Below are 19,330 nucleotides of genomic sequence, written 5' to 3' on the forward strand. Positions count from 1 at the left end.
TGGCCCTATCGCTCGGCCCGCGGGGCCTCGCTGCTTGAGGGCAGGAGGACCGCGGAACGCCCGTCAGGGCCGAAGCACCGGCCGCTCAGGAACATAGGAGTTCCCGACGCAGCCCCCGCTCGAACCGCTCCCGCCGCGACAAGCTCGCAAGGCCTTGCGCCCTTCCCCGCGACGGAACCCCCAAATGCTGCCGCAGCCCCGAACCGACGTCGGAAAGTCGCGGATGGAAAAGCGCACGGCGTTGTAAGGGCGGGGAAACCGCCGAGAAGTCGTCACGACTTCCCGACCCAAGTCGCCGCACCCTCTCCCGGCGGGAGAGGGCTTGAGCGTCCAAGAGCGAAGCGATTGGAAACGCGAAAGGGTGAGGGGTCACGGCCAGACAGTAGCCCCTCACCCTTTCGGCTGGCGCATCGCTGACGCTCTGCGAGCCTCAAGCCCTCTCCCGCAGGGAGAGGGAGCGCGGGGGCGGGATCGGATCGCCTTCCCCGCAAAATAGAAGCTACCGACCCCGCGTCAGGGCGCGGTATTCGACCAGGCGTTCCTTGTCGCGGCGGACCTGGTCGGCGACGGCGTTGTCGACGTCCAGTGAGGCGTAGCGGACCCAGCCTTCGACCCCCAGCTTGTCCTGCACCGCCGCCACGGGCGTGCGCCAGCGGAAGTAGGACAGCCAGCTGACGGCCAGCCCCAGAACGGCGGCCAGGATCTGAAGCCCGCGGAAGCCCGCCTCGCCCGTCTCGGGCGCCGGCTCCACCGCCAGGACGGCCAGGCCGACGATCATCACCAGCGGCGTCATGATCCGCTGGGCCCAGCGCATCCAGTAGCGTTCGCGGCGCACGCGCCACAGCTCCATCTGGACGAACTTCTCCAGGTACTCCATGCGCGCGCCGATCCACATGGTCAGGCGGGTCAGATACATGGCGCGGCGGCCCCAGCCCTTGCCGTCCATCTGGAACTGGGTCTCGGCCTGGTCGGCCATGGCGCGGGCGGAGGTGAACAGGTTCTGGAGCTCGCGCGTGCGCTGAACCACCTCGCGCGACAGCTCGTAGGAATCGTTCTCCAGCTGGAAGCGGTACTGGATGAACAGGATGGCCTGCAGCAGCCAGAAGACGCCGAAGGCCGCGACCATGGCGCCGGCGGCCAGCGCCAGACCCATGGTCTCCGTCCCCGTCCACTGCGAGAACCAGCCCGGGCCAAGGATGGCGAGCGCCGCGAAGGCGGCCATGGCCCCGGCCTGGCTGAGCCGCTTGACCGTGACGTGGACGATCAGGGCGCGGAAGACGCGGCGGCCGTAGTCGTGGATGCGGCCCCGGATGTCCTTGTCGACGGGGAAACGCTCCTCGATCTGGCGGCCGAACAGGACGTGGAAGCGGTCGGGCTTGGACTCCGTCTCCCAGAACGGAAAGATGTCCAGCGGCTGGTTGAAATACTCGTCGATGTGCGACGAGACGATGGCCTCGGCCTCCGGCGTCTGGGCGAAATACTCGCTGTCGGAGATGGGGCGCAGGATGCCGTCGCCGCCGCGCAGGGGCTCACGCCCGCCGGTCGGCGTCGGGGGCACGGCGCGGTTCGGCGCGTCCTGGGCGCCGGGCGGCGGCGGGTTTTCCGCGGCCTCCAGCCGGCGGTCGTGGCCCTGTCCGCCGTGGCCGCCGTCGAGCGGCGCGGGAGTGTGATCGTCGTGCGACATGGCGATCCGGACGTCCTGACTTCAGCCTGACGGCATTATGGCGGGTTCCGCCGTCCGCCGGACGACGTTCTCCCGTCACGGGAAGCCTTCGCCGTCAATCCGCGCCCGCGCAAGTGAAGTTTCCGCCAGATTCCGGCGTCAGACCAGCGGCCAGCGCGCCATGGCCGCCGCGGCGACGGCGAGAAGAAGCAGCAGGCCGATCTCCAGCCGCACCCAGCGGATCGCGCCCGCCCTCTGGGCCGCGTCGGGCTGGAAGGCAGGATCTGCCTTCGCCGCCCGGGCCCATTTCACGAACGCCAGGGTCGGCAGGATGGAGATCAGGCCGATCGCGGCGAACAGGCCCATCTTGGTCCAGAAGGCGGGGTTGTCGCGATAGAACTCCCAGCCGCGTACGCCCCAGATCACCCGCGCCGCGCCGACCGCGACCACCAGGACCGCGGTCAGGCCATAGCCCCCGTCCAGCCGCGCCAACCGCCGCACGTCGATCCGCTCGCCGCGCAGGATGGCCAGCTCCATCGCCAGCATGACGGCCAGGCCGAACACCAGCACGTGGTGCAGCGCCGCCAGTCCGAAATCGTGCATCTCAGTCAATTCCCTCGGCGGCGCTCGATCTCGGCCGCGTCATCGCAGTCACCGCGGAAACCTTGGACGCAACCGCGGTAGTCGTCGGCGAGTTGGCAAGCCTCGGCGTCACCCTGTTGGCACTGGTTCGCGGCGCGGGCGCGCAAGGCCCCGACGTCATCGAATTTCTGTGCGTTCAAAAGCGCCGGCGCGGCGAATGTCAGGAGCAAGCCGGACAGCGTCAGGATGATCGCGAGGTTCTTCAGAAGGCCATTTCGCCGCTTTCTGCCGACCGCCCGCTCGTGGTCCTTGAATGTCTCATAGCTCAGGGTCCCGCCGTCCGTGCGCCGTTCAAATTCGTCCTTGGCGATCTGACGACTGGTGAGCGCCGTCATCACGACCAACCCGATTCCGACCAGCAAAATCACTGGTCCGAGACCCGCCAGAACACCCATGGCCCCACCTCCCCTGCCTTCTCCATTGGGCTGGGCGCTCCCGGTGGAGTCAAGACGCCCCTTAGCGGACCCGGCTGAACCGTGTATTCGCCCGCCGATGACCCGTCTTCTTCTCGTGGCGGCCGGCGGCGCCTTGGGCTCCGTGGCGCGGTATGGCGCGGGAGCGCTGGCCCAGCGGCTGGCGCCCGGCGCGGCCTGGCCTTGGGCGACGTTCGGCGTGAACCTGGTCGGAGGCCTGCTGATGGGGCTGATGGTCGGCTGGCTGAGCGCGCGGGCCGAGGGCGGGGAGGATCTGCGCCTGTTCGCGGCGGTCGGCGTGCTGGGCGGCTTCACCACCTTCTCGGCCTTCTCGCTGGAGACGGCGCTGATGATCGAGCGCCGCGAGATCGGGCTGGCCGTGGGCTATGCGGCGGCGTCGGTGGTCCTGTCGGTGGCGGCGCTGTTCCTGGGGCTGATGATCGCGCGGCGAGCCTTCGCATGAGCCGGGAGGTCAAGACCCTGTACGTGGCGGAGGCCGAGGACGGCATCCGGCTGGATCGCTGGTTCAAGCGGCGCTGGCCGCACCTGTCGCACATCCAGATCGAGAAACTGGCGCGCAGCGGCCAGATCCGCGTCGACGGCGGGCGCATCAAGCCGCAGGACCGGCTGACGGCCGGAGCCGCCGTGCGCGTGCCGCCCATTCCCGATCCGGTCGAAAAGACGCCGGGCGACCGGCCGAAGCTGACCGACCGCGACGCCGCCTATGCCCGGTCGCTGGTGCTGTACGAGGACGAGCTGGTCATCGCCCTGAACAAGCCGCACGGGCTGGCCGTGCAGGGCGGCACCAAGACGACGAAGCACGTCGACCGCCTGCTGAGCGCTTGGGGCGAGGGGCTGGAACGGCCGCGGCTGGTGCACCGGCTGGACCGCGACACCTCGGGCGTGCTGCTGCTCGGCAAGGGCCCCGAGGCGGCCAAGCGTCTGGCCGGGGCCTTCGCCCGGCGGCAGGCGAAGAAGACCTATTGGGCTATCGTCATCGGCAATCCGAAGCCGACGGCCGGCCAGATCGACATGGCGCTGAAGAAGTCGGGCATCAACGACTTCGAGATGATGCGCCCGGCCGATCCGAAGGAGCACGGCGCCGAACCGGCCGAGACCGCCTATGCCACCCTGTCGCGCGCCGCCCACCGCGCCGCCTGGATGGCGCTGCGCCCCTTCACCGGCCGCACGCACCAGCTGCGGGCCCACATGAGCGCTGTCGGCCATCCGATCCTGGGCGACCCCAAATACGGAACGCCGGAGTCGACCGAACTGTCGGGCCCGCTGAAGCTGCAGCTGCACGCGCGCCGGATCGAGCTGGATCACCCCGGCGGCGGCAAGCTGATCGTCGAGGCGCCGCTGTCGCCCGAGATGAAGGCCGGCTTCGCGCACTTCGGCTTCTCCGAGGACGAGGCGGACGAGGATCCCTTCCACGGCGTGAAGAGGATGCGGTGAGGCCTCTCGCCGTGTTCGACGTCGACGGGACGCTGGTGGACAGCCGGGCGTCGATCCACGCCGCCTGCGGCGCGGCCGCGCGGCGGCTGGGCCTGCCGGAGCCGTCCTACGACCGCGTGCGCCAGATCGTGGGGCTGGAGCTGACGAAGGCGCTGCACGTGCTGGAGCCGCAGCTGACGCAGGCCGAACTGGCGGACTACGTCGCCGGGTTCCGGCAATGGTTCATGGACCACTATGAGGCCGGGCACGAGGAGCCTCTGTTCGACGGCGCCGTCGATCACCTGCGCCGGCTGAAACGCGACGGCTGGCGCCTCGCCATCGCGACCGGCCAGAACCGGCGCGGCGTGGCGCGCAATCTGGCGCGCGACGGCTGGGCCGACCTGTTCCTGTCGACCCACTGCGCCGAGGACGGGCCGGGCAAGCCCGACCCCGCCATGCTGGTCGCCGCCATGCGCGCCTGCGACGCCTGTCCGGCCGCCACCGTCATGATCGGCGACACGGCGCATGACCATGCCATGGCGGCGAACGCCGGCGTGCCGGCCTACGGCGTCGGCTGGGGCTTCCACACGGCGGAGGAGCAGCTGGCGGCGGGGGCCGTGCTGGTGGCGGAAAGCTTCCCGGACCTGGACGCGGCGCTGGACCGCTTTGCCGGCGCCTTCCGTCAGCCCGCGCTGGATTGACTTCGGGCCTTCCGGCCGCGCCAATCCGCGGACAGGAGAGCTCCATGATCGCCGCCATGACCCTCGCCGCCGCCCTGGCGTCCCCCGCGCCCCCACAGGCGCCCGACCCGGTTCTGGTGGCCGTCGTCCGGGGCGTGGAAGCCTGCTTCGCGCGTCAGTTCCCGGTCTTCATGCCCGACGGCTACGACGAGGCGGCGTTCCTGACCGAACACGGCTTCAGACCCGTCGACCTCGAGACCGGATCGCGCTTCTGGTACTGGGGCGACGCGAGCCGGGGCGTCGGCTTCGAGACCTTCGACGGGTGCGCCGTCCTCGTCTCCCGGTCGACGCTGACGGAGGCGCAGCTGGTCGCCAGCCTCGACGACTGGGGCCGTCAGGTGGGCTTCGCCAAGGTCGAGCAGGAGCCGGGGTATGCCCTGTTCGAGTTGAGGACGACCGGACCGACCCCATCCGCCTGTTCGGACGACGGCAAGGCGCGGGGTGGAAGCCGGCACGAGATCGAACTGACCACCGAGCAGGGCATCTGGGCCCTGGACTTCTACAAGGGCGTCTGGTGCGAATGACGCGGTCCCGGCCCCGCTCGCGATGACGTCGGACCCGGCCTATATGGCCGCCATGCAGATCCCGTCGCTCGATCCCAACGTCGCCGCCCGCAAGGGATTCCGCGAGTCCGAGGAACGGGTGAAGCGTTTCTGGAAGGCGGTGCACGTCGCGCCCGCCGAGGGCGGTTGGGCGGTCCTGCTGGACGGCCGCATGCCGAAGACGCCGTCCCATGCGCCCCTGATCGTGCCCACCGGGGCCGCGGCGCGAATGCTGTCCTATGAATGGGCCGATCAGGGCGAGTTTCTCGAGCCTGCCACCATGCCGGCCACCCGCCTGGCCTCGACCGCCATCGACCGCGTGTCCCAGGCGCGCGAGGCGGTGGCGGACGAGATCGCCGCCTACGCCGGGTCGGACCTGCTCTGCTATCTGGCCGAGGACCCCTCGTCGCTGGTCGAGCGGCAGGCGCGCGAGTGGGCGCCGTGGCGGGCCTGGGCCGCGGCCGAGCTGGGCGTGCATCTGGAGCCGGCCGAGGGGATCGTGCACCGGCCGCAGGATCCGGCGGCCGTCGCCCGCGTGCGCGAGCTGGCGCTGCGTCTGGACGACTTCGCCCTGACTGGACTGGCCATGGCCGTGCCGCTGCTGGGCAGCGCGGTCCTGGGGTTCGCCCTGCAGCGGGCCGCCGACGGCGCGGACGCCCTGTTCGACGCCTCGCGGCTGGACGAGGCCTTTCAGGAGGAGCGCTGGGGCGTCGACGCCGAGAACGCGGAGCGCACCGCCGCCCGCCGGGAGGAGGCGCGCCTGCTGGCGCGCTGGTTCGCGGCGTTGGGGTGACTTTCCCTCCCCTTCAGGGGAGGGACGGCGGCGCAGCCGCCAGGGTGGGGTCCGAACGAACATGCCCCACCCGGATCGCTGCGCGATCCTCCCTCCCCTGAAGGGGAGGGAAAGGCCTCGGCTCAGTCGATGAAGGCGTTGACGCGGGCGGCGAAGACGTCCGGCTGATCCAGCATGATGAAGTGGGCCGCCTCGTCCACGCGGGTGAAGGTCGCGCCGTTCAGGCCGGCATAGGCGCCGCGATAGATCTGGTCCGTCAACTCGGGCGTCATGCCGGGCCAGGCGAAGGTGACGTAGACCACCTCGGTGGGGGCGGTGATGTTCGCCAGCTCCGGTCGCAGGTCGGTCAGGACCAGTTCGTGATAGGCGTTGCCGGCCACGGTCTTGTCGCTGGTCACGCCGTGTTCGATCGGCCCGGCGCGCAGGCTTTCGGTGCGGACCATGGTGGCGATGGTGGCCGTCAGGTCGGCGCGCCACTTCTCGTCGCTGGACGAGATGAAGCCGGCGCGGATCATGTCGGCCATGGGGCGCAGCTGCTCCGGCGTCGCGTTCGGATTGCCGAAGGCCTGGCCCATGAACGGGATCTGGTCGACCACCATCAGCTTGCCGACCAGGTCCGGATGCCGCGCCGCCAGCATCAGGGCGATGGTGCCGCCCATGGAGTGGCCGATGACGATCGGATCCTCGATGCCCTGCTCGCGGATGTAGCGGGCCAGCTCCTCGGCCACCGGCGCGGCGACCAGCCCGGTGGCGTTGTCCTCGGCCGGGGCTCCGGCGAAGCCCTGGACGTGGATCAGGTGCAGCCGGTGCGGCCCCTCCAGCCGGTCGACCAGCGGCTGCCAGACGTCCGGATGCGAGCTGAGGCCGGGGATCAGGATGACGTTCGGCCCTTCGGTCCCCTCGACGCGGACGTGGAAGCGGCCCGACTGGAAGTCGGCGTGTCGGTGGCCCTCGTGGCTTCCCGCTTCGGTGCCCGCCGGGTGATGGGCGGCATGGCCGGCGTGTTCCTGCGCCTGCGCCGACAGGGGCAGGGCGACGAGGGCGAGGGACAGGATCAGGGCGCGGGACATGGGTCGATCTCCAGAGACGTGCGGACTTCCTAGCCCCGATACTTTGTAATGTAAAGTGCTTTTTCAAAGAGGCTGGCGAGGGCGCCCTCGCCACGGCTAGAACCCCCGCATGACCGCCGCCATCACGACCGAGACCACCAAGTTCGGCAAGGGCTTCCTGCGAGACGCCTGGTATTTCGTGGACCTGTCGCGCGAGATCCGGCCGGGCACGCAGGCGCGTCGGATGATCCTGGGCGAGCCCGTCCTGGTCGGCCGCACCCGTGCGGGCCAGGTCTTCGCCATGAGGGACGTCTGTCCCCACCGCGCCGCGCCGCTGTCGGCCGGGCGGATCGTCGATCGCGGCGAGGACGGCGGCGAGACGGTGGAGTGCCCCTATCACGGCTGGCGCTTCCGGCCCGACGGCGTCTGCGCCGCCATTCCCAGCCTGGTCGAGGGCGACGCGACCGACCCGGCGCGCATCCGCGTGCGCTCCTATCCCGTCCGTGAGAGTCAAGGGATCGTCTTCGTCTGGATGTCGGCGGACCTGCGCGGCGGGGGCGAGCCGGATCACGAACCGCCCGTCTTTCCGGGCGCCGAGGGCGAGGCGAAACTGGTCGAGGCCATGACCTTCGACAGCCACGTCGACCACGCCGTCGTCGGCCTGATGGACCCCGCGCACGGTCCCTATGTGCATCAGCAGTGGTGGTGGCGCTCAGAGCATTCGATGCACGAGAAGAAGAAGGCCTTCGCCCCCGTCGAGCACGGCTGGGCCATGGTCCGCCATGCCCCGTCGTCGAACAGCCGGGCCTACAGGATCCTGGGCGGGGCGCCGGCGACGGAAATCACCTTCCGCCTGCCGGGATACCGCTGGGAGCACATCCAGGTGGGCGAGAAACAGGTGCTGGCCCTGACCTGCCTGACGCCGCTGGACGACGACCACACGCGCATCACCCAGATCTTCTGGTCCGACCACTGGGTGTTCGGCATCGCCAAGCCGTTCCTGCGGATGGGGGTGCGCGCCTTCCTGAAGCAGGACGGCGGCATGGTGAACCTGCAGAACATGGGGCTGGCCTTCGACCCGACCCTGATCTGGATCGACGACGCGGACAGACAGGCCAAGTGGTACCAGCAGCTGAAGCGCGAATGGCAGAAAAGCCGCGCGGAGGGGCGCGGCTTTTCCAATCCCATCGAACCCGTCACGCTGAGGTGGCGGAGCTAGGAGTTCCTTCCCCGCTCGCCGGGGAAGGAAGCATGGAGCGAAATCACGCGGCGCTGAGCTGGGCCTGACGCCCGGCGGCGCCGGCGAAGATGAGGTCGATCTGGCGTTCCAGCGTGGCGGACAGCGCCTTCAGATCCTGACCGTCATAGGCGGCGCGGCGGAAGCCGGAGATGAAGGCCGTCCAGATCATGCCGCCGATCAGGTCCAGATCGGCGTCGCGGGCGATCTCGCCCCGCGACGCGGCGCCCGACAGGATTTCTCTCATCAGCGCCGTAAGCGGTTTCAGGGTGTCTCGCGCACGGCGCTCGGCGTCGGCCGGGTGGAACCAACCGCGGGCGACGACCGCCTGCACCAGAGGCAACTGGTCCAGGGTGGCGCGATAGCCGGCCGTCAGGGCCGCGTTCAGCCGCTTGCGCGCCGGGCCGTCGGTCTGGGCGGCGGCCTGCATCTCGCCCGCGACGCGGGCCAGATCTTCGGCCAGAACGGCCTCGAACAGCTCGGCCTTGTCCTGGAAGTTGGCGAACACGGCCCCGGTCGACATGCCCGCGCCCTTGGCGATGTCGCGGATGGTGGCGGGATCGTAGCCGTGCTGGGCGAACAGGTCGCGGGCCGAGGCCATGACCTTGCCGCGAGTGCGGACCTTGGCGGCCTGACGGCGGTTCATCACGGCGCCGGCGTCGGCGGAGGGGGAGGAGGCGTCACGCATGGAGGGGAGGGCTACTCGGAACTGTGTGAAGCGGAACCTGACGAACGTGGTTTCCGCCGACGAAAACCGGCGCGGGCCGGATGTTGCGAAGCTCGCTCTCATCACGGAACGATGACCAAAATGCGCCCGCGAGGCGACTTCGAAGTAATACTGTCACACAGGTTGTGGCCTTCCCACCGGCCATGGAACCGCAGGCTGAACGGCTCAGCTTGCGGGCGGCAGGCGGGGGCGGAGAGCCCGGGCGGGGCGCGTGCGGCCGGCTTCGGGGCGGGCGTCCTGGAAGGCGCGGCGGAAGACGTCGCGCCGCTCGTGGATCGAGGCGAGCACCAGGCCCATGGGCACGCCGACGTCCACCAGGGTGTTCTCCGCCAGCTGCAGGCTGGCCTCGGTCGTCTCCGGCACGGCGTCGGTGACGCCCAGCTCGTACAGGCGCACGGCGTGCCGCTCGTCGCGCGCCCGGGCGATCAGGCACAGGTCGGGGTGCGCCGCGCGGACGCTGCGGACGACCTCGTCGACTTTGCCCGGCGCGTCCATGGTCACGACGACGGCCCGGGCCTGCTCCAGGTCGCACTTGTCCAGAAACTCGCCGCGCGACGCGTCGCCCCAACTGACGTCGGCGCCCTCCGCACGGGCCTTCGAGACGAGGGAGGGGTCGCTGTCCACGGCCATGAAAGGCTGGCCATGCTCGGTCAAAAGCTCGGCCACCAGGCGACCCACGCGCCCATAGCCGACGATCAGCACCTTGCCCTCGGCCGCTCCCGGTCGGGTCGCCTCCTCCGGCAGGTCGGGCGCGGCGCGCGTGACGCGGGCCACCAGGCGGTCGGCGAACAGGGCCATCAGAGGGATGGTGAAGATGCTGATCGTGGCCGCCAGCATGACCGTGCCGGTGAAGGCGGGCGAGGCGACGCCCTCCACCATGCCCGCCCCCAGGATGACGAAGGCGAACTCTCCCGCCGGACCCAGCACCAGGGCCGTCTCCAGCGCCGTGCGGTTGCGCACCTTCCACGCCCGCGCCGAGACATAGATCAGCACGGCCTTCAGCGCCGTGATGGCCAACGCCAGGCCGAACACCATGCCGGGGCTCGCGGCGACCGCGTCCAGATCCAGGCCGATGCCCACGCCTACGAAGAAGACGCCCAGCAGCAGCCCCTTGAACGGTTCGATCGACACCTCGACCTCTCGCCGGAACTCGGTCTCGGCGAGCAGCAGCCCGGCGATCAGGGCCCCCAGGCTCATGGACAGACCGACCGCCTGCGCCGCGAGACCGGACGCCACCACGACCAGCAGGCTGGCGGCGACGAACATCTCCTGCCCCTGGCCCCGGGCGCGGGCCTTGGCCACCGAGCGGAACATGGGCCGCAGAACCAGCCGGCCGACGATCACCAGCACGGCCAGGCCCAGAGCGGCCGGGATCAGCGTCAGCAGCGCCGGCCGCAGCACCGTCGGATCGAACTCGCCCGCCGGCGTCGCGCCTTCAAGCGCGGTGGCCGCCAGAACCGTGACGGTGATCAGGATCGGTGCGACCGCCAGGTCCTGCGCCAGCAGAATGGAGAAGGTCGTGCGCCCCGCCGGGCCGGTCAGGCGTCCGCGCTCGGCCATCACCGGCATGACCACCGCCGTCGACGACAGGGCCAGCCCCATGCCCAGAACGGCGGCCGAGACCAGGGGCTGGCCCATCAGCATGAACAGGGCGACCAGTCCGGCGGTGCACGCCGCCATCTGGGTCATCCCCAGGCCGAAGACCAGCCGCCGCATGGCGCGCAGCCGCTCCCACGACAGTTCCAGCCCGATCATGAACAGCAGGAAGGCGACGCCGAGTTCGGACAGGGCGCGGATCTGGGCGGCGTCGTCGATGGTCAGCCAGGACAACCAGGGCGCGGTGGACGCCAGCCGCGCCAAACCGTCGGGGCCCAGCAGCACCCCCGCCGCCAGAAACCCGAGGATCGGGCTGATCTTCAGCCGGTTGAACAGAGGCACGACCACGCCGGCCGCGGCCAGAAAGACCACCAGATCCTTGTACTCGCCGCCGCCGTGCCCCGCCGCCATCGCCCCTCCGGTCAGAGCCTGATCGGTTGAGGTGGAATCGCTTCGCGATTCCACCGACGCCGTGAATCAGGCTCCCGCTAGCACCGCGACATCATGACCGGCCCGGCTCCGCTTGGACAGGCGCGCTCACGGCTTCATGACAATAATTTAAGGTGGCGGTCGGCCTGCCGGGCGTAGGGTCCGCGCCGAACCGTCCAGAACGACGGAACGGAGAGAGATGCCCCATGCGTAAGTCCCTGCTTCTGACGGTGGCCGCCTCGGCCGCCCTGATCGCCGGAACCCCGGCCCTGGCCCAGCAGCGCCACACGATCGACGACGGCCACGGCCACCAGTGCGTCGACGAGGCCTGCACGGTCTTCACCCTGTTCGACCCGGCCCTGTTCGAGGGCGGATCCTGGGAAGGGATCGAGGCGCCCAAGTACGGAACCTGGGGATTCGCGATCGACGGACGCGACCTGTCGGTCTCGGCCGGCGACAACTTCTTCATGCACGCCAACGGCACGGCCCTGAAGGCGATGGAGATCCCGTCGGACCGCACCTCCTACGGCTCCTTCGCCCTGCTGCGTGAGCTGTCGGACAACCGTCTTCGTTTCCTGCTGGACGAGCTGCTGGCCAATCCGAACCTGGCGGCCGGTTCCGACGAACTGAAGATGGCCGACCTCTATCGCTCCTACATGGACGTGGAGCGGATCGAGGCGCTGGACGGCCGGCCCATGCAGCCCTACCTGGCCGCCATCCGCGCCGCCGACGACCACGCCAAGATGGCCGCCTACATGGGCACGCTGCAGGGGCGCTTCGGCTCAGGCTTCTTCGGGGTCGGCATCGGCGACGACCAGAAAGACCCCAGCCGCTACACCACCTACGTCAGCCAGGCCGGCATCGGCCTGCCCAGCCGCGACTACTATCTGGACGCGGCCCGCTTCGGCGCGAAGAAGGCGCTGTACGAGGCCTACGTCGCCGACATGCTGGGCATGATCGGCTGGGAGAACCCGGCCGAGGCGGCCGCCGCCGTCGTCGCGCTCGAGACCCGGATCGCCGAGGCCCACTGGACGGTCGAGGAGAACCGCAACCGCGACAAGACCTACAATCCCTTCACTCCGACCGACCTCGCAGCCTATGCCCCCGGCTTCGACTGGGCGGCCTGGCTGGAACAGGCGGACCTGGGCGGCGTGACCACCGTGGTGGTGCGCCAGAACACCGCCATGCCCAAGATCGCCGCCATCTACGGCGAGACGCCGATCGAGGTGATCCAGGCGTGGCAGGCCTTCCACACCGTCGACGACATGGCGCCCTTCCTGTCGGCCCGCTTCTCGGACCGCCAGTGGCAGTTCCGCTCGCGCGATCTGGCCGGCCAGCCGGAGCAGCGCGCCCGCGACAAGCGCGCCGTCAGCTTCGCCGAGGGCACCATGGGCGAGGCGTTCGGCAAGCTGTACGTCGAGCGCTGGTTCCCGGCCCAATCCAAAATGATGATGGAGGAACTGGTCGCCAACCTGCGCGTGGCCCTGGCCGACCGCATCCGCCAGCTGGACTGGATGGGCGCCGAAACCAAGGAGCAGGCGCTCTACAAGCTCGACAACTTCACGGTGAAGGTCGGCTATCCCACGAAGTGGCGCGACTACTCCGCGCTGCAGGTCGACGCCGGCGATCTGGTCGGCAACGCCGAGCGGGCCGGGGAATTCCGCTGGAACTTCCAGGTCGGCCGGATGAACGGCCCGGTCGATCGCGACGAGTGGGGCATGACGCCCCAGACGGTCAACGCCTACTACAACTCGACCAAGAACGAGATCGTCTTCCCGGCCGCCATCCTGCAGCCGCCGTTCTTCGATCCGACGGCCGACCCGGCCGTGAACTACGGCGGCATCGGCGGCGTCATCGGCCACGAGATCGGCCACGGCTTCGACGACCAGGGCCGCAAGTCGGACGGCGACGGCGTGCTGCGCGACTGGTGGACGGCGCAGGACGCGTCCAACTTCACCGCCCGCGCCGACATGCTCGGGGCGCAGTACGCGACCTATGCCCCGCTGCCGGGTCACAATCTGAAGCCCAACCTGACCATGGGCGAAAACATCGGCGACCTGGCCGGCGTGACCCTGGGCATCGAGGGCTATCGCCGCTCGCTGGGCGGTCGCCCCTCGCCGGTGCTGGACGGCGTCACCGGCGACCAACGCGTCTTCTATGGCTGGGCCCAGGTCTGGCAGTCGAAATACCGCGACGACGCCATCATCAACCAGGTGGCCACCGGCCCGCACTCCCTGCCCGAGTATCGCGTGATCGGGCCGCTGCGGAACCTGGACGCCTGGTACGACGCCTTCGACGTCCAGCCGGGTTCGCGCTACTGGCTCGCCCCGGAAGACCGCGTCCGCCTCTGGTAGGGCCGCAGGGCTTCCAACGGACGGGGGCCGCCCTTCGGGGCGGCCCTTTTTCGTGACGCCGCCGGAACTGGGAGCCGGGCACGAAAAAGCCCGCCGCGGGGATCCTGCGGCGGGCCTTCTCGCTCTTGAGAGCGGACGTTTCCTCCCCGAAACGCCTCCGATGGCTGCAGGTCGCCCCGCGCCGTCGAGGTCTTCATGAAACCGCCATGATCCAGGCAAGTCAATCAATCGACGGGGGAAATCGGCCGTTTCCCTGACTGATCGTCGATAAGTCAGGAATCGACGACAAGGTTTCTCGACGTTTCTTCGATAATGCGGCGAAGCGTCGCGATCAGGTCGGTGCGCGGCACGGTGACCTGTCCTGGGCGTTCGGCCTTCCACGCGGCGTTGTCGGCCAGCGCGGCCGCCATGGCCCGGCCCGCGTCCAGATCCTTGACCGTGGCCATACCGTTCTCGATCTCGTCCCCGCCGAGGATGACGGCCGCCGGAGCGCCCCGGCGGTCGGCGTACTTCATCTGCGCCTTCAGCCCGGCCCGGCCCAGATAGACCTCGGCCGCAAGACCTGCGCGGCGGATTTCCGCGGCGCAGGCCAGGCCGTGGGTCATGCCTGCGTCGTCGAAGACGATCACCACCACCGGGCCGCGCGGCTCAGCAGGGGCCCGACCCGCCGCCCGCAGCGCGGCCGACAGGCGTGAAACGCCGAAACTGAAGCCCGTCGCCGGCACGGGCTCGCCGGTGAACCGCGCCACCAGGTCGTCGTAGCGCCCGCCCCCGCCGATGGAGCCGAACCGCACGGGCCGCCCCTTCTCGTCGGTGGTCTCCAGCAGCAGCTCGGCCTCGAACACGGCGGCGGTGTAGTATTCCAGGCCGCGCACGACGGTCGGGTCGAAGGTCACGGCGCCGGCCGGCGCGCCCAGCGCCGTCACCGAGGCGCCGATCCTCGCCAGGGACTCCAGCGCGGCTTCGCCCGCCGCGCCCAGGCCCCCGGCCGACGCCAGCCGGTCGATCCGGTCGGTCCAGCCGCCGGCCTGCTCGGCCTTCAGGAAGCCCTCGATCCGCTCGATCGCGCCCCCGCTCAGACTCGCGCCTTTCGTATAGTCGCCCGACTCGTCCAAACGCCCGGCGCCCAACAGATCACGCACCCCCTCCCAGCCCAGCCGGTCGTATTTGTCGACGGCGCGCAAGGCCGTCAGTCGCTGGCCCGCGTCGGTCACCCCGCCCTCGTCGAAGAGGCCGTCGAACAGGCGGCGGTCCGAGACGCGCAGAACGGCCTGCCCCTCGCCCAGGCCGGCGGCCGTCAGGCCCTCGCAGGCCATGGCCACGATCTCGGCGTCGCTCTCGGGCCGGTCCGAGCCGACGGTGTCGGCGTCGCACTGCATGAACTCCCGGAACCTGCCGGGCCCCGGCTTCTCGTTGCGCCATACCGGTCCGAAGGCGTAGCGGCGGAACGGCTTGGGCAGGGTCTGCCGGTGCTCGGCCGCGAATCGGGCCAGAGGCGCGGTGTGGTCGTAGCGCAGGGCCATCCACTGGTCGTCGTCGTCCTGAAGCGCGAACACGCCCGCGTTGGGACGGTCGGCGTCGGGCAGGAACTTGCCCAGGGCGTCGGCGTACTCGAACGCCGGGGTCTCCAGCGGTTCGAAGCCCCAGCGCTCATAGACCTCCGACACGCGCGCGATCAGGGCGCGTTCGGCCACGAGATCCCGGGCACGGCGGTCGGCGAAGCCGCGCGGCGCGCGCGCTTCCGGTCGGGGGGCGTCTGACGTCATGCGCGGCGCTTAAGCCAGGCGCCGCGCAAGAGCAATCAGGCGCCCCGCCGCAAGGGCACCATCCGGCCGTAGGTCAGACAGCGCCACAGCCACTCCAGCGGCCCCATGTTGAAGACGCTCAGCCACAGCGGCGACCAGATGATCTGGGCGACCCAGATCGCGCCCACGACCACCCACCACTGGGCCGGCCCGTGTTGGCCCATCAGCTTCAGGCCCCATGGCATGTAGTAGACCGTGGTCATGATCAGGGTCTGGGACAGGTAGTTGGTGAAGGCCATGCGTCCGACCGGGACGAAGATGCCCGTCACCGCCTTCAGCCCCCATTTCGACATCAGGATCAGGGCCGAGACGTAGAAGAGGGTGATCAGCGGGGCCGCGCCCGTCGCCGCGCCCGCCAGGCCGCCGGTCGGATCCTCGCCCTCCGGCGCGAAGGCCTTCTCCCAGCCCCAGAAGGCGGCGGCCGCCAGGTTCGCGCCGCCCAGGATCAGGATCGTCAGATAGACCCAGGTCGGCGACCGCCCCGTCAGGAAACCCGACTTGAACAAGCCCAGTCCCAGCATCATCAGCGGCACGGTGACGAAGATCAGGAAGGGGAAGAACAGGGCGGTTTGGAGCCACGCCTGGAGGTTCTGCGAGAGGGCGCCGACGTATCCGCTGAGATAGGCGTCGACGATCGCGGCAACCGCCTCAGGGCTCGCCTCGGGACGGCCTTGGGCCATCTTGGCCGCGAATTCCGCCGGCATGTTGGCCATGCCCCAAGAGGCCCCGCTCGCGACCAGGGCCCAAAGGACGGTGATCGAGCCGCCCACCCACAGCAGGCGGCGCGCGCTCCAGCTCCGGAAGAAAAGGAACAGGAAGCCGCAGTAGGCGTAGTGCAGCAGGATGTCGCCGTACCAGAAGGCCAGGCCATGGATCAGGCCGAAAAGGCCCAGCCACATCAGCCGGCGACGCAGAAGCGCGCCACGGTCCAGATCCGACCGCTCGCCGCCGATCAGGAAGACCGAGACCCCGAACAGCATGGTGAACAGGGTGCGCATCTTGTCGGCGAAGAAGACGTCGATGACCCACCAGCCGACCCGGTCGGCATAGGACAGGTCGATGGGCGGCGGTTCCTCCGTCATCATGACCAGGAAGGGCCAGGCGAAGACGACGGCGTTGACCGCGAGGATGCCCAGCACGGCCCAGCCGCGCAGCATGTCCAGGTTGCGGATGCGGTCCTTCTCGGCGATCGGGCCGAGGCGCGCGGGCTCGAGTGTCGTGTCGGTCATGGCTCCCCCCATGTCAGGTTGACAAGGACGCTTTACACTCGGAGCGGCGCTCCCGAAACTGAATTCGCCGTAATGCGCGTCAGGTGGCCGGCCGAAGGCCGAAGAGGCCCATGCTGCCCTGCCCGAAGTCCAGAACCACGGAGCGGAAGCGTCGCAGCAGATCCGCACCGATCAGAAGGGCGGGACCGTCCAGTCCCAGGACGTCGAAGGCGTGCAGATCGGAGAACAACAGGTCGGTGCGGCCGAGGTCGCGGGTCGAGAGCACGAGGCGTCGGGCCGATCCGATCAAGGCCTGGCGACTCTGACCGGTCACGCCGAAAACCTCGATGCGGGCGAGGCCCGGCGGCTCGACGCCGCCGCCCATGGCCCGCAGCAGGGCCATGTTGCCGATCGAGTACTGGGCTCCGGTGTCGACGAAGGCCTCGGTAGGCACCTCGTCGACCGCTGCGGCGGGCAGGATCAGCTGGCCGAACCGCCCGCGACGAGCCCGAGGAGTGCGCATCCGCGTGGCCGAGGAGAAGGTCGGACTGGACGGAAGGACGTCGCCGCCCGACGGGGTCAGCCGCACACGAAGCCCGCCGACGTCGAGGTCCAGCCGGAAACCGGACAGGACGTCCAGACCGATCAGACCGTCCGCGGCCAGAACCTCCCGAGGAAAGACGGGGCAGGTCAAGTCGTTGAAGCGCCGACCGCCGAAGGTCAGAAGCCGGATCCGGACCGTCGGGGCCAACTCGGCCGCGGTGATGCCATGCACCAGGACGGGGGGCCCGGCGGGAAGGTCGAGCGCCTGAGCCAGTTCCGCCGACACGGCGGTGCGGCCCGCGCCCGTGTCGAGCACCATGTTCCACCCGCCGCGTCCTTCGACGTCCACGGGCACGGCCATGCGGGTCAGAACGTTCGTCAGCAGTCGACTTTCGACCGAACCCGGCGTCGGCGGATCCTGAGCCCAGGCCGCGGCCGAAGCCGACGCCGCGACGGCGCCGATCAGCGTCCGGCGCGACATCTTCGCCATCAAATGCAAGCCGCGCCCTCCCCCGACGCCGTCGACGCTCACAGATTAGGCACGCGGGTGAGCGGACGCATAGGCCTCCAGAAGGCGGGCGGCGTCGACCGCCGTGTATTTCTGCGTCGTCGACAGGCCGGCGTGGCCCAACAACGTCTGGATCGACCGCAGGTCGGCCCCCGCGCCCAGCAGATGGGTGGCGAAGCTGTGCCGGAGGGCGTGCGGCGTGGTGGAGGCGGGCAATCCCAGCCGCCCACGCAGCCTCTGAACCGTCGCCTGGACGTGGCGCGGCGTCAGCGGACCGCCCCGCTTCGCCCGGAACAACGGGTGATCCGGCGCCGCCGGGAACGGGTTCAGCGCCCGCCAATCCTCCACCGCCTGCCGCACCGCCGCCAGCACCGGAACCAGCCGCGTCTTGCCCCCCTTGCCGGTGACCCGCAGCGACTCCGCCAAGGGGGCGTCGCCTTCCGTCAGCGCCAGCGCCTCGGAAATCCGCAGACCGCAACCGTACAGCAGCGTCAGGACGGCCCGGTCCCGCGCCGCCTCCCAAGGTTCCAGGTCGACGTCCGCCTCCGGCTCTTCCAGCAAGGCCAGCGCCTGCGCCTCCGCGACCGGCCGCGGCAGCGTGGGTTTGGGGCGTGGCCCGCGTACCAGCGCCAGTTGCGGACTGGCGACGGCCAGCCGCCGCTCCAGAAATCTGTGAAAGCCCCGGATCGCCGCCAGCGCCTGCGCCAGACTGCGCGCCGACAGGGGATTGTCGCCGCCGCGCCGCTCGGCCAGGTGCGCCCTCAGCTCCGCCGCCTCGACGCCCGACAGATCGCCCAGAGCCTGCGGCCCGCCGCGATGCCGCCCCAGAAACCCGATCCAGTTCCGCCCCGCATGGCCATAGGCCTCCAGCGTGCGCGGCGAGGCCCGGCGCTCGTGGGCCAGCCAGTCCAGCCAGGCCCTGAGCGCGTCGTCTGCGGTCATGCGTCGATCGCCGGCCACCGTTCCGCCATGCGCTCCACCACCCGCGCCACGAAGGCCGCCAGTTCACAGCCCATGGCCGGGTGGAATCCCTCCGGGTCGGGCGAGCCGAAGGCGACGATGCCGGCCCGCGGCGCCTGGCCCGGCGTGATCGCCGGCGCCATGCGGATCAGGGCGACGGAGGCCACCGCCTCCTCCGTCTGGCCGAACAGGTTCAGCCCGTCGAAATTCGGCCCCAGCCAGTGCAGGCCGTCCTCGCCGACCAGTGCGTCCACCCGCCCGGGCTCCAGCGCCTTCCAGCCGAACGGCACGGCGCCGGGCTTCTCCAGCCCCACCGCCGCGCCCGCCAGGCCGAACCGCCCCTGCGCCGTGGCGTCCAGCCGTCGCGCGAGGTCCGAGTTCGATCGCGCCTCCATCAGGTCCAGCGCCGCCACGTGGGTCTGCGTCTGGGCGGCGAAGTTCGCCCGCGCCACCGCTTCGATGCGCTTGCGCGCGTCGGTCTCGCGCTCGACCTCGGCCTCCAGCCGGGTCAGGGCCGCCGGGGCGAAGTCGACCACGTTCGGGCCGTGCGGGCGCAGGCCCAGCTCCTCCAGCAGCGCTCTGTCAGCGGCCAGCAGCTCGCCGTGACCCTGCAGCCAGCCGCGCACCTGCGGCCAGTGCAGGCCCGGCTGGTCGGCGAACAGGTCGAGGGATTCTGCCGTCACGCAC

General features: G+C 70.4%; 18 protein-coding genes. 7 read left to right on the forward strand and 11 right to left on the reverse strand.

Going from position 1 to position 19,330, the window contains the following annotated elements; translation table 11 throughout:
* Positions 1-499 precede the first annotated feature (499 nt).
* The 3 genes from VGN45_RS03865 to VGN45_RS03875 all read right to left on the reverse strand — a co-directional run bounded on the left by VGN45_RS03865 (position 500) and on the right by VGN45_RS03875 (position 2,700).
* A complete protein-coding gene (locus tag VGN45_RS03865; protein WP_327459533.1) occupies positions 500-1,684 on the reverse strand; it encodes a hypothetical protein in 1,185 nt (394 codons plus the stop codon).
* 138 nt (positions 1,685-1,822) lie between these two features.
* Positions 1,823-2,266 (reverse strand): DUF2214 family protein, encoded by a 444-nt coding sequence (locus VGN45_RS03870; RefSeq protein WP_327459536.1) that lies wholly within the window; start codon positions 2,264-2,266, stop codon positions 1,823-1,825.
* Between the two features lie 5 nt (positions 2,267-2,271).
* Positions 2,272-2,700: a hypothetical protein gene (locus VGN45_RS03875; protein ID WP_327459538.1), complete on the reverse strand. Its 429-nt coding sequence runs from the start codon at positions 2,698-2,700 to the stop codon at positions 2,272-2,274.
* A 97-nt stretch (positions 2,701-2,797) separates the two neighbouring features.
* Here VGN45_RS03875 and crcB point away from each other — a divergent pair, with 97 nt between their 5' ends.
* From crcB to VGN45_RS03900, 5 genes are read left to right on the forward strand one after another with little or no spacing between them, the layout of a single operon-like run.
* Positions 2,798-3,181 (forward strand): fluoride efflux transporter CrcB, encoded by a 384-nt coding sequence (gene crcB / locus VGN45_RS03880; RefSeq protein ID WP_327459540.1) that lies wholly within the window; start codon positions 2,798-2,800, stop codon positions 3,179-3,181.
* Entirely contained in the window at positions 3,178-4,173 is a 996-nt protein-coding gene (locus tag VGN45_RS03885) for an RluA family pseudouridine synthase (protein WP_327459542.1), read from the forward strand. The genes crcB and VGN45_RS03885 overlap by 4 nt, the downstream gene beginning before the upstream one ends.
* Positions 4,170-4,853, forward strand: coding sequence for an HAD-IA family hydrolase (locus VGN45_RS03890; RefSeq protein ID WP_327459544.1), 684 nt, complete (start codon positions 4,170-4,172; stop codon positions 4,851-4,853). The genes VGN45_RS03885 and VGN45_RS03890 overlap by 4 nt, the downstream gene beginning before the upstream one ends.
* 44 nt (positions 4,854-4,897) lie before the next feature.
* On the forward strand, positions 4,898-5,416 hold the full coding sequence (locus tag VGN45_RS03895) for a hypothetical protein (RefSeq protein WP_327459546.1): 519 nt from the start codon (positions 4,898-4,900) through the stop codon (positions 5,414-5,416).
* Positions 5,417-5,468: 52 nt separating this feature from the next.
* Positions 5,469-6,227, forward strand: coding sequence for an ATP12 family chaperone protein (locus tag VGN45_RS03900; protein ID WP_327459548.1), 759 nt, complete (start codon positions 5,469-5,471; stop codon positions 6,225-6,227).
* Between the two features lie 122 nt (positions 6,228-6,349).
* Here VGN45_RS03900 and VGN45_RS03905 read toward each other — a convergent pair whose 3' ends face one another.
* Positions 6,350-7,297, reverse strand: a complete 948-nt coding sequence (locus VGN45_RS03905) for an alpha/beta hydrolase (protein WP_327459550.1) — start codon at positions 7,295-7,297, stop codon at positions 6,350-6,352.
* A 109-nt stretch (positions 7,298-7,406) separates the two neighbouring features.
* Between VGN45_RS03905 and VGN45_RS03910 the strand changes: the two genes are divergently transcribed.
* Positions 7,407-8,495 carry an aromatic ring-hydroxylating dioxygenase subunit alpha gene (locus VGN45_RS03910; RefSeq protein WP_327459552.1) on the forward strand — a complete coding sequence of 363 codons (1,089 nt, stop codon included), beginning with the start codon at positions 7,407-7,409 and terminating at the stop codon, positions 8,493-8,495.
* A gap of 43 nt (positions 8,496-8,538) precedes the next feature.
* On the opposite strand, the gene VGN45_RS03915 is transcribed toward VGN45_RS03910, so the two are convergent.
* Together VGN45_RS03915 and VGN45_RS03920 are read right to left on the reverse strand one after the other, a co-directional pair.
* Positions 8,539-9,201, reverse strand: a complete 663-nt coding sequence (locus VGN45_RS03915) for a TetR/AcrR family transcriptional regulator (RefSeq protein ID WP_327459555.1) — start codon at positions 9,199-9,201, stop codon at positions 8,539-8,541.
* A gap of 204 nt (positions 9,202-9,405) precedes the next feature.
* Positions 9,406-11,247 (reverse strand): cation:proton antiporter, encoded by a 1,842-nt coding sequence (locus VGN45_RS03920; protein WP_327459557.1) that lies wholly within the window; start codon positions 11,245-11,247, stop codon positions 9,406-9,408.
* 224 nt (positions 11,248-11,471) lie between these two features.
* On the opposite strand from VGN45_RS03920, the gene VGN45_RS03925 reads away from it, so the two are divergent.
* Positions 11,472-13,619: a M13 family metallopeptidase gene (locus VGN45_RS03925; RefSeq protein WP_327459559.1), complete on the forward strand. Its 2,148-nt coding sequence runs from the start codon at positions 11,472-11,474 to the stop codon at positions 13,617-13,619.
* Between the two features lie 272 nt (positions 13,620-13,891).
* On the opposite strand, the gene hisS is transcribed toward VGN45_RS03925, so the two are convergent.
* The 5 genes from hisS to VGN45_RS03950 form a co-directional block, all read right to left on the reverse strand.
* Positions 13,892-15,385, reverse strand: coding sequence for a histidine--tRNA ligase (gene hisS, locus VGN45_RS03930; RefSeq protein ID WP_327459562.1), 1,494 nt, complete (start codon positions 15,383-15,385; stop codon positions 13,892-13,894).
* A gap of 35 nt (positions 15,386-15,420) precedes the next feature.
* Positions 15,421-16,653 carry a DUF418 domain-containing protein gene (locus VGN45_RS03935; protein WP_327459564.1) on the reverse strand — a complete coding sequence of 411 codons (1,233 nt, stop codon included), beginning with the start codon at positions 16,651-16,653 and terminating at the stop codon, positions 15,421-15,423.
* Positions 16,654-16,732: 79 nt separating this feature from the next.
* Positions 16,733-17,656 carry an aspartyl protease family protein gene (locus tag VGN45_RS03940; RefSeq protein WP_327459566.1) on the reverse strand — a complete coding sequence of 308 codons (924 nt, stop codon included), beginning with the start codon at positions 17,654-17,656 and terminating at the stop codon, positions 16,733-16,735.
* Between the two features lie 54 nt (positions 17,657-17,710).
* Positions 17,711-18,625, reverse strand: coding sequence for a tyrosine recombinase XerC (locus VGN45_RS03945; RefSeq protein ID WP_327459568.1), 915 nt, complete (start codon positions 18,623-18,625; stop codon positions 17,711-17,713).
* Positions 18,622-19,326 carry a DUF484 family protein gene (locus VGN45_RS03950; protein WP_327459570.1) on the reverse strand — a complete coding sequence of 235 codons (705 nt, stop codon included), beginning with the start codon at positions 19,324-19,326 and terminating at the stop codon, positions 18,622-18,624. The genes VGN45_RS03945 and VGN45_RS03950 overlap by 4 nt, the downstream gene beginning before the upstream one ends.
* Between the last annotated feature and the right edge of the window lie 4 nt (positions 19,327-19,330).

It is taken from the genome of Brevundimonas sp., assembly GCF_035999125.1.
Lineage (GTDB): Bacteria > Pseudomonadota > Alphaproteobacteria > Caulobacterales > Caulobacteraceae > Brevundimonas.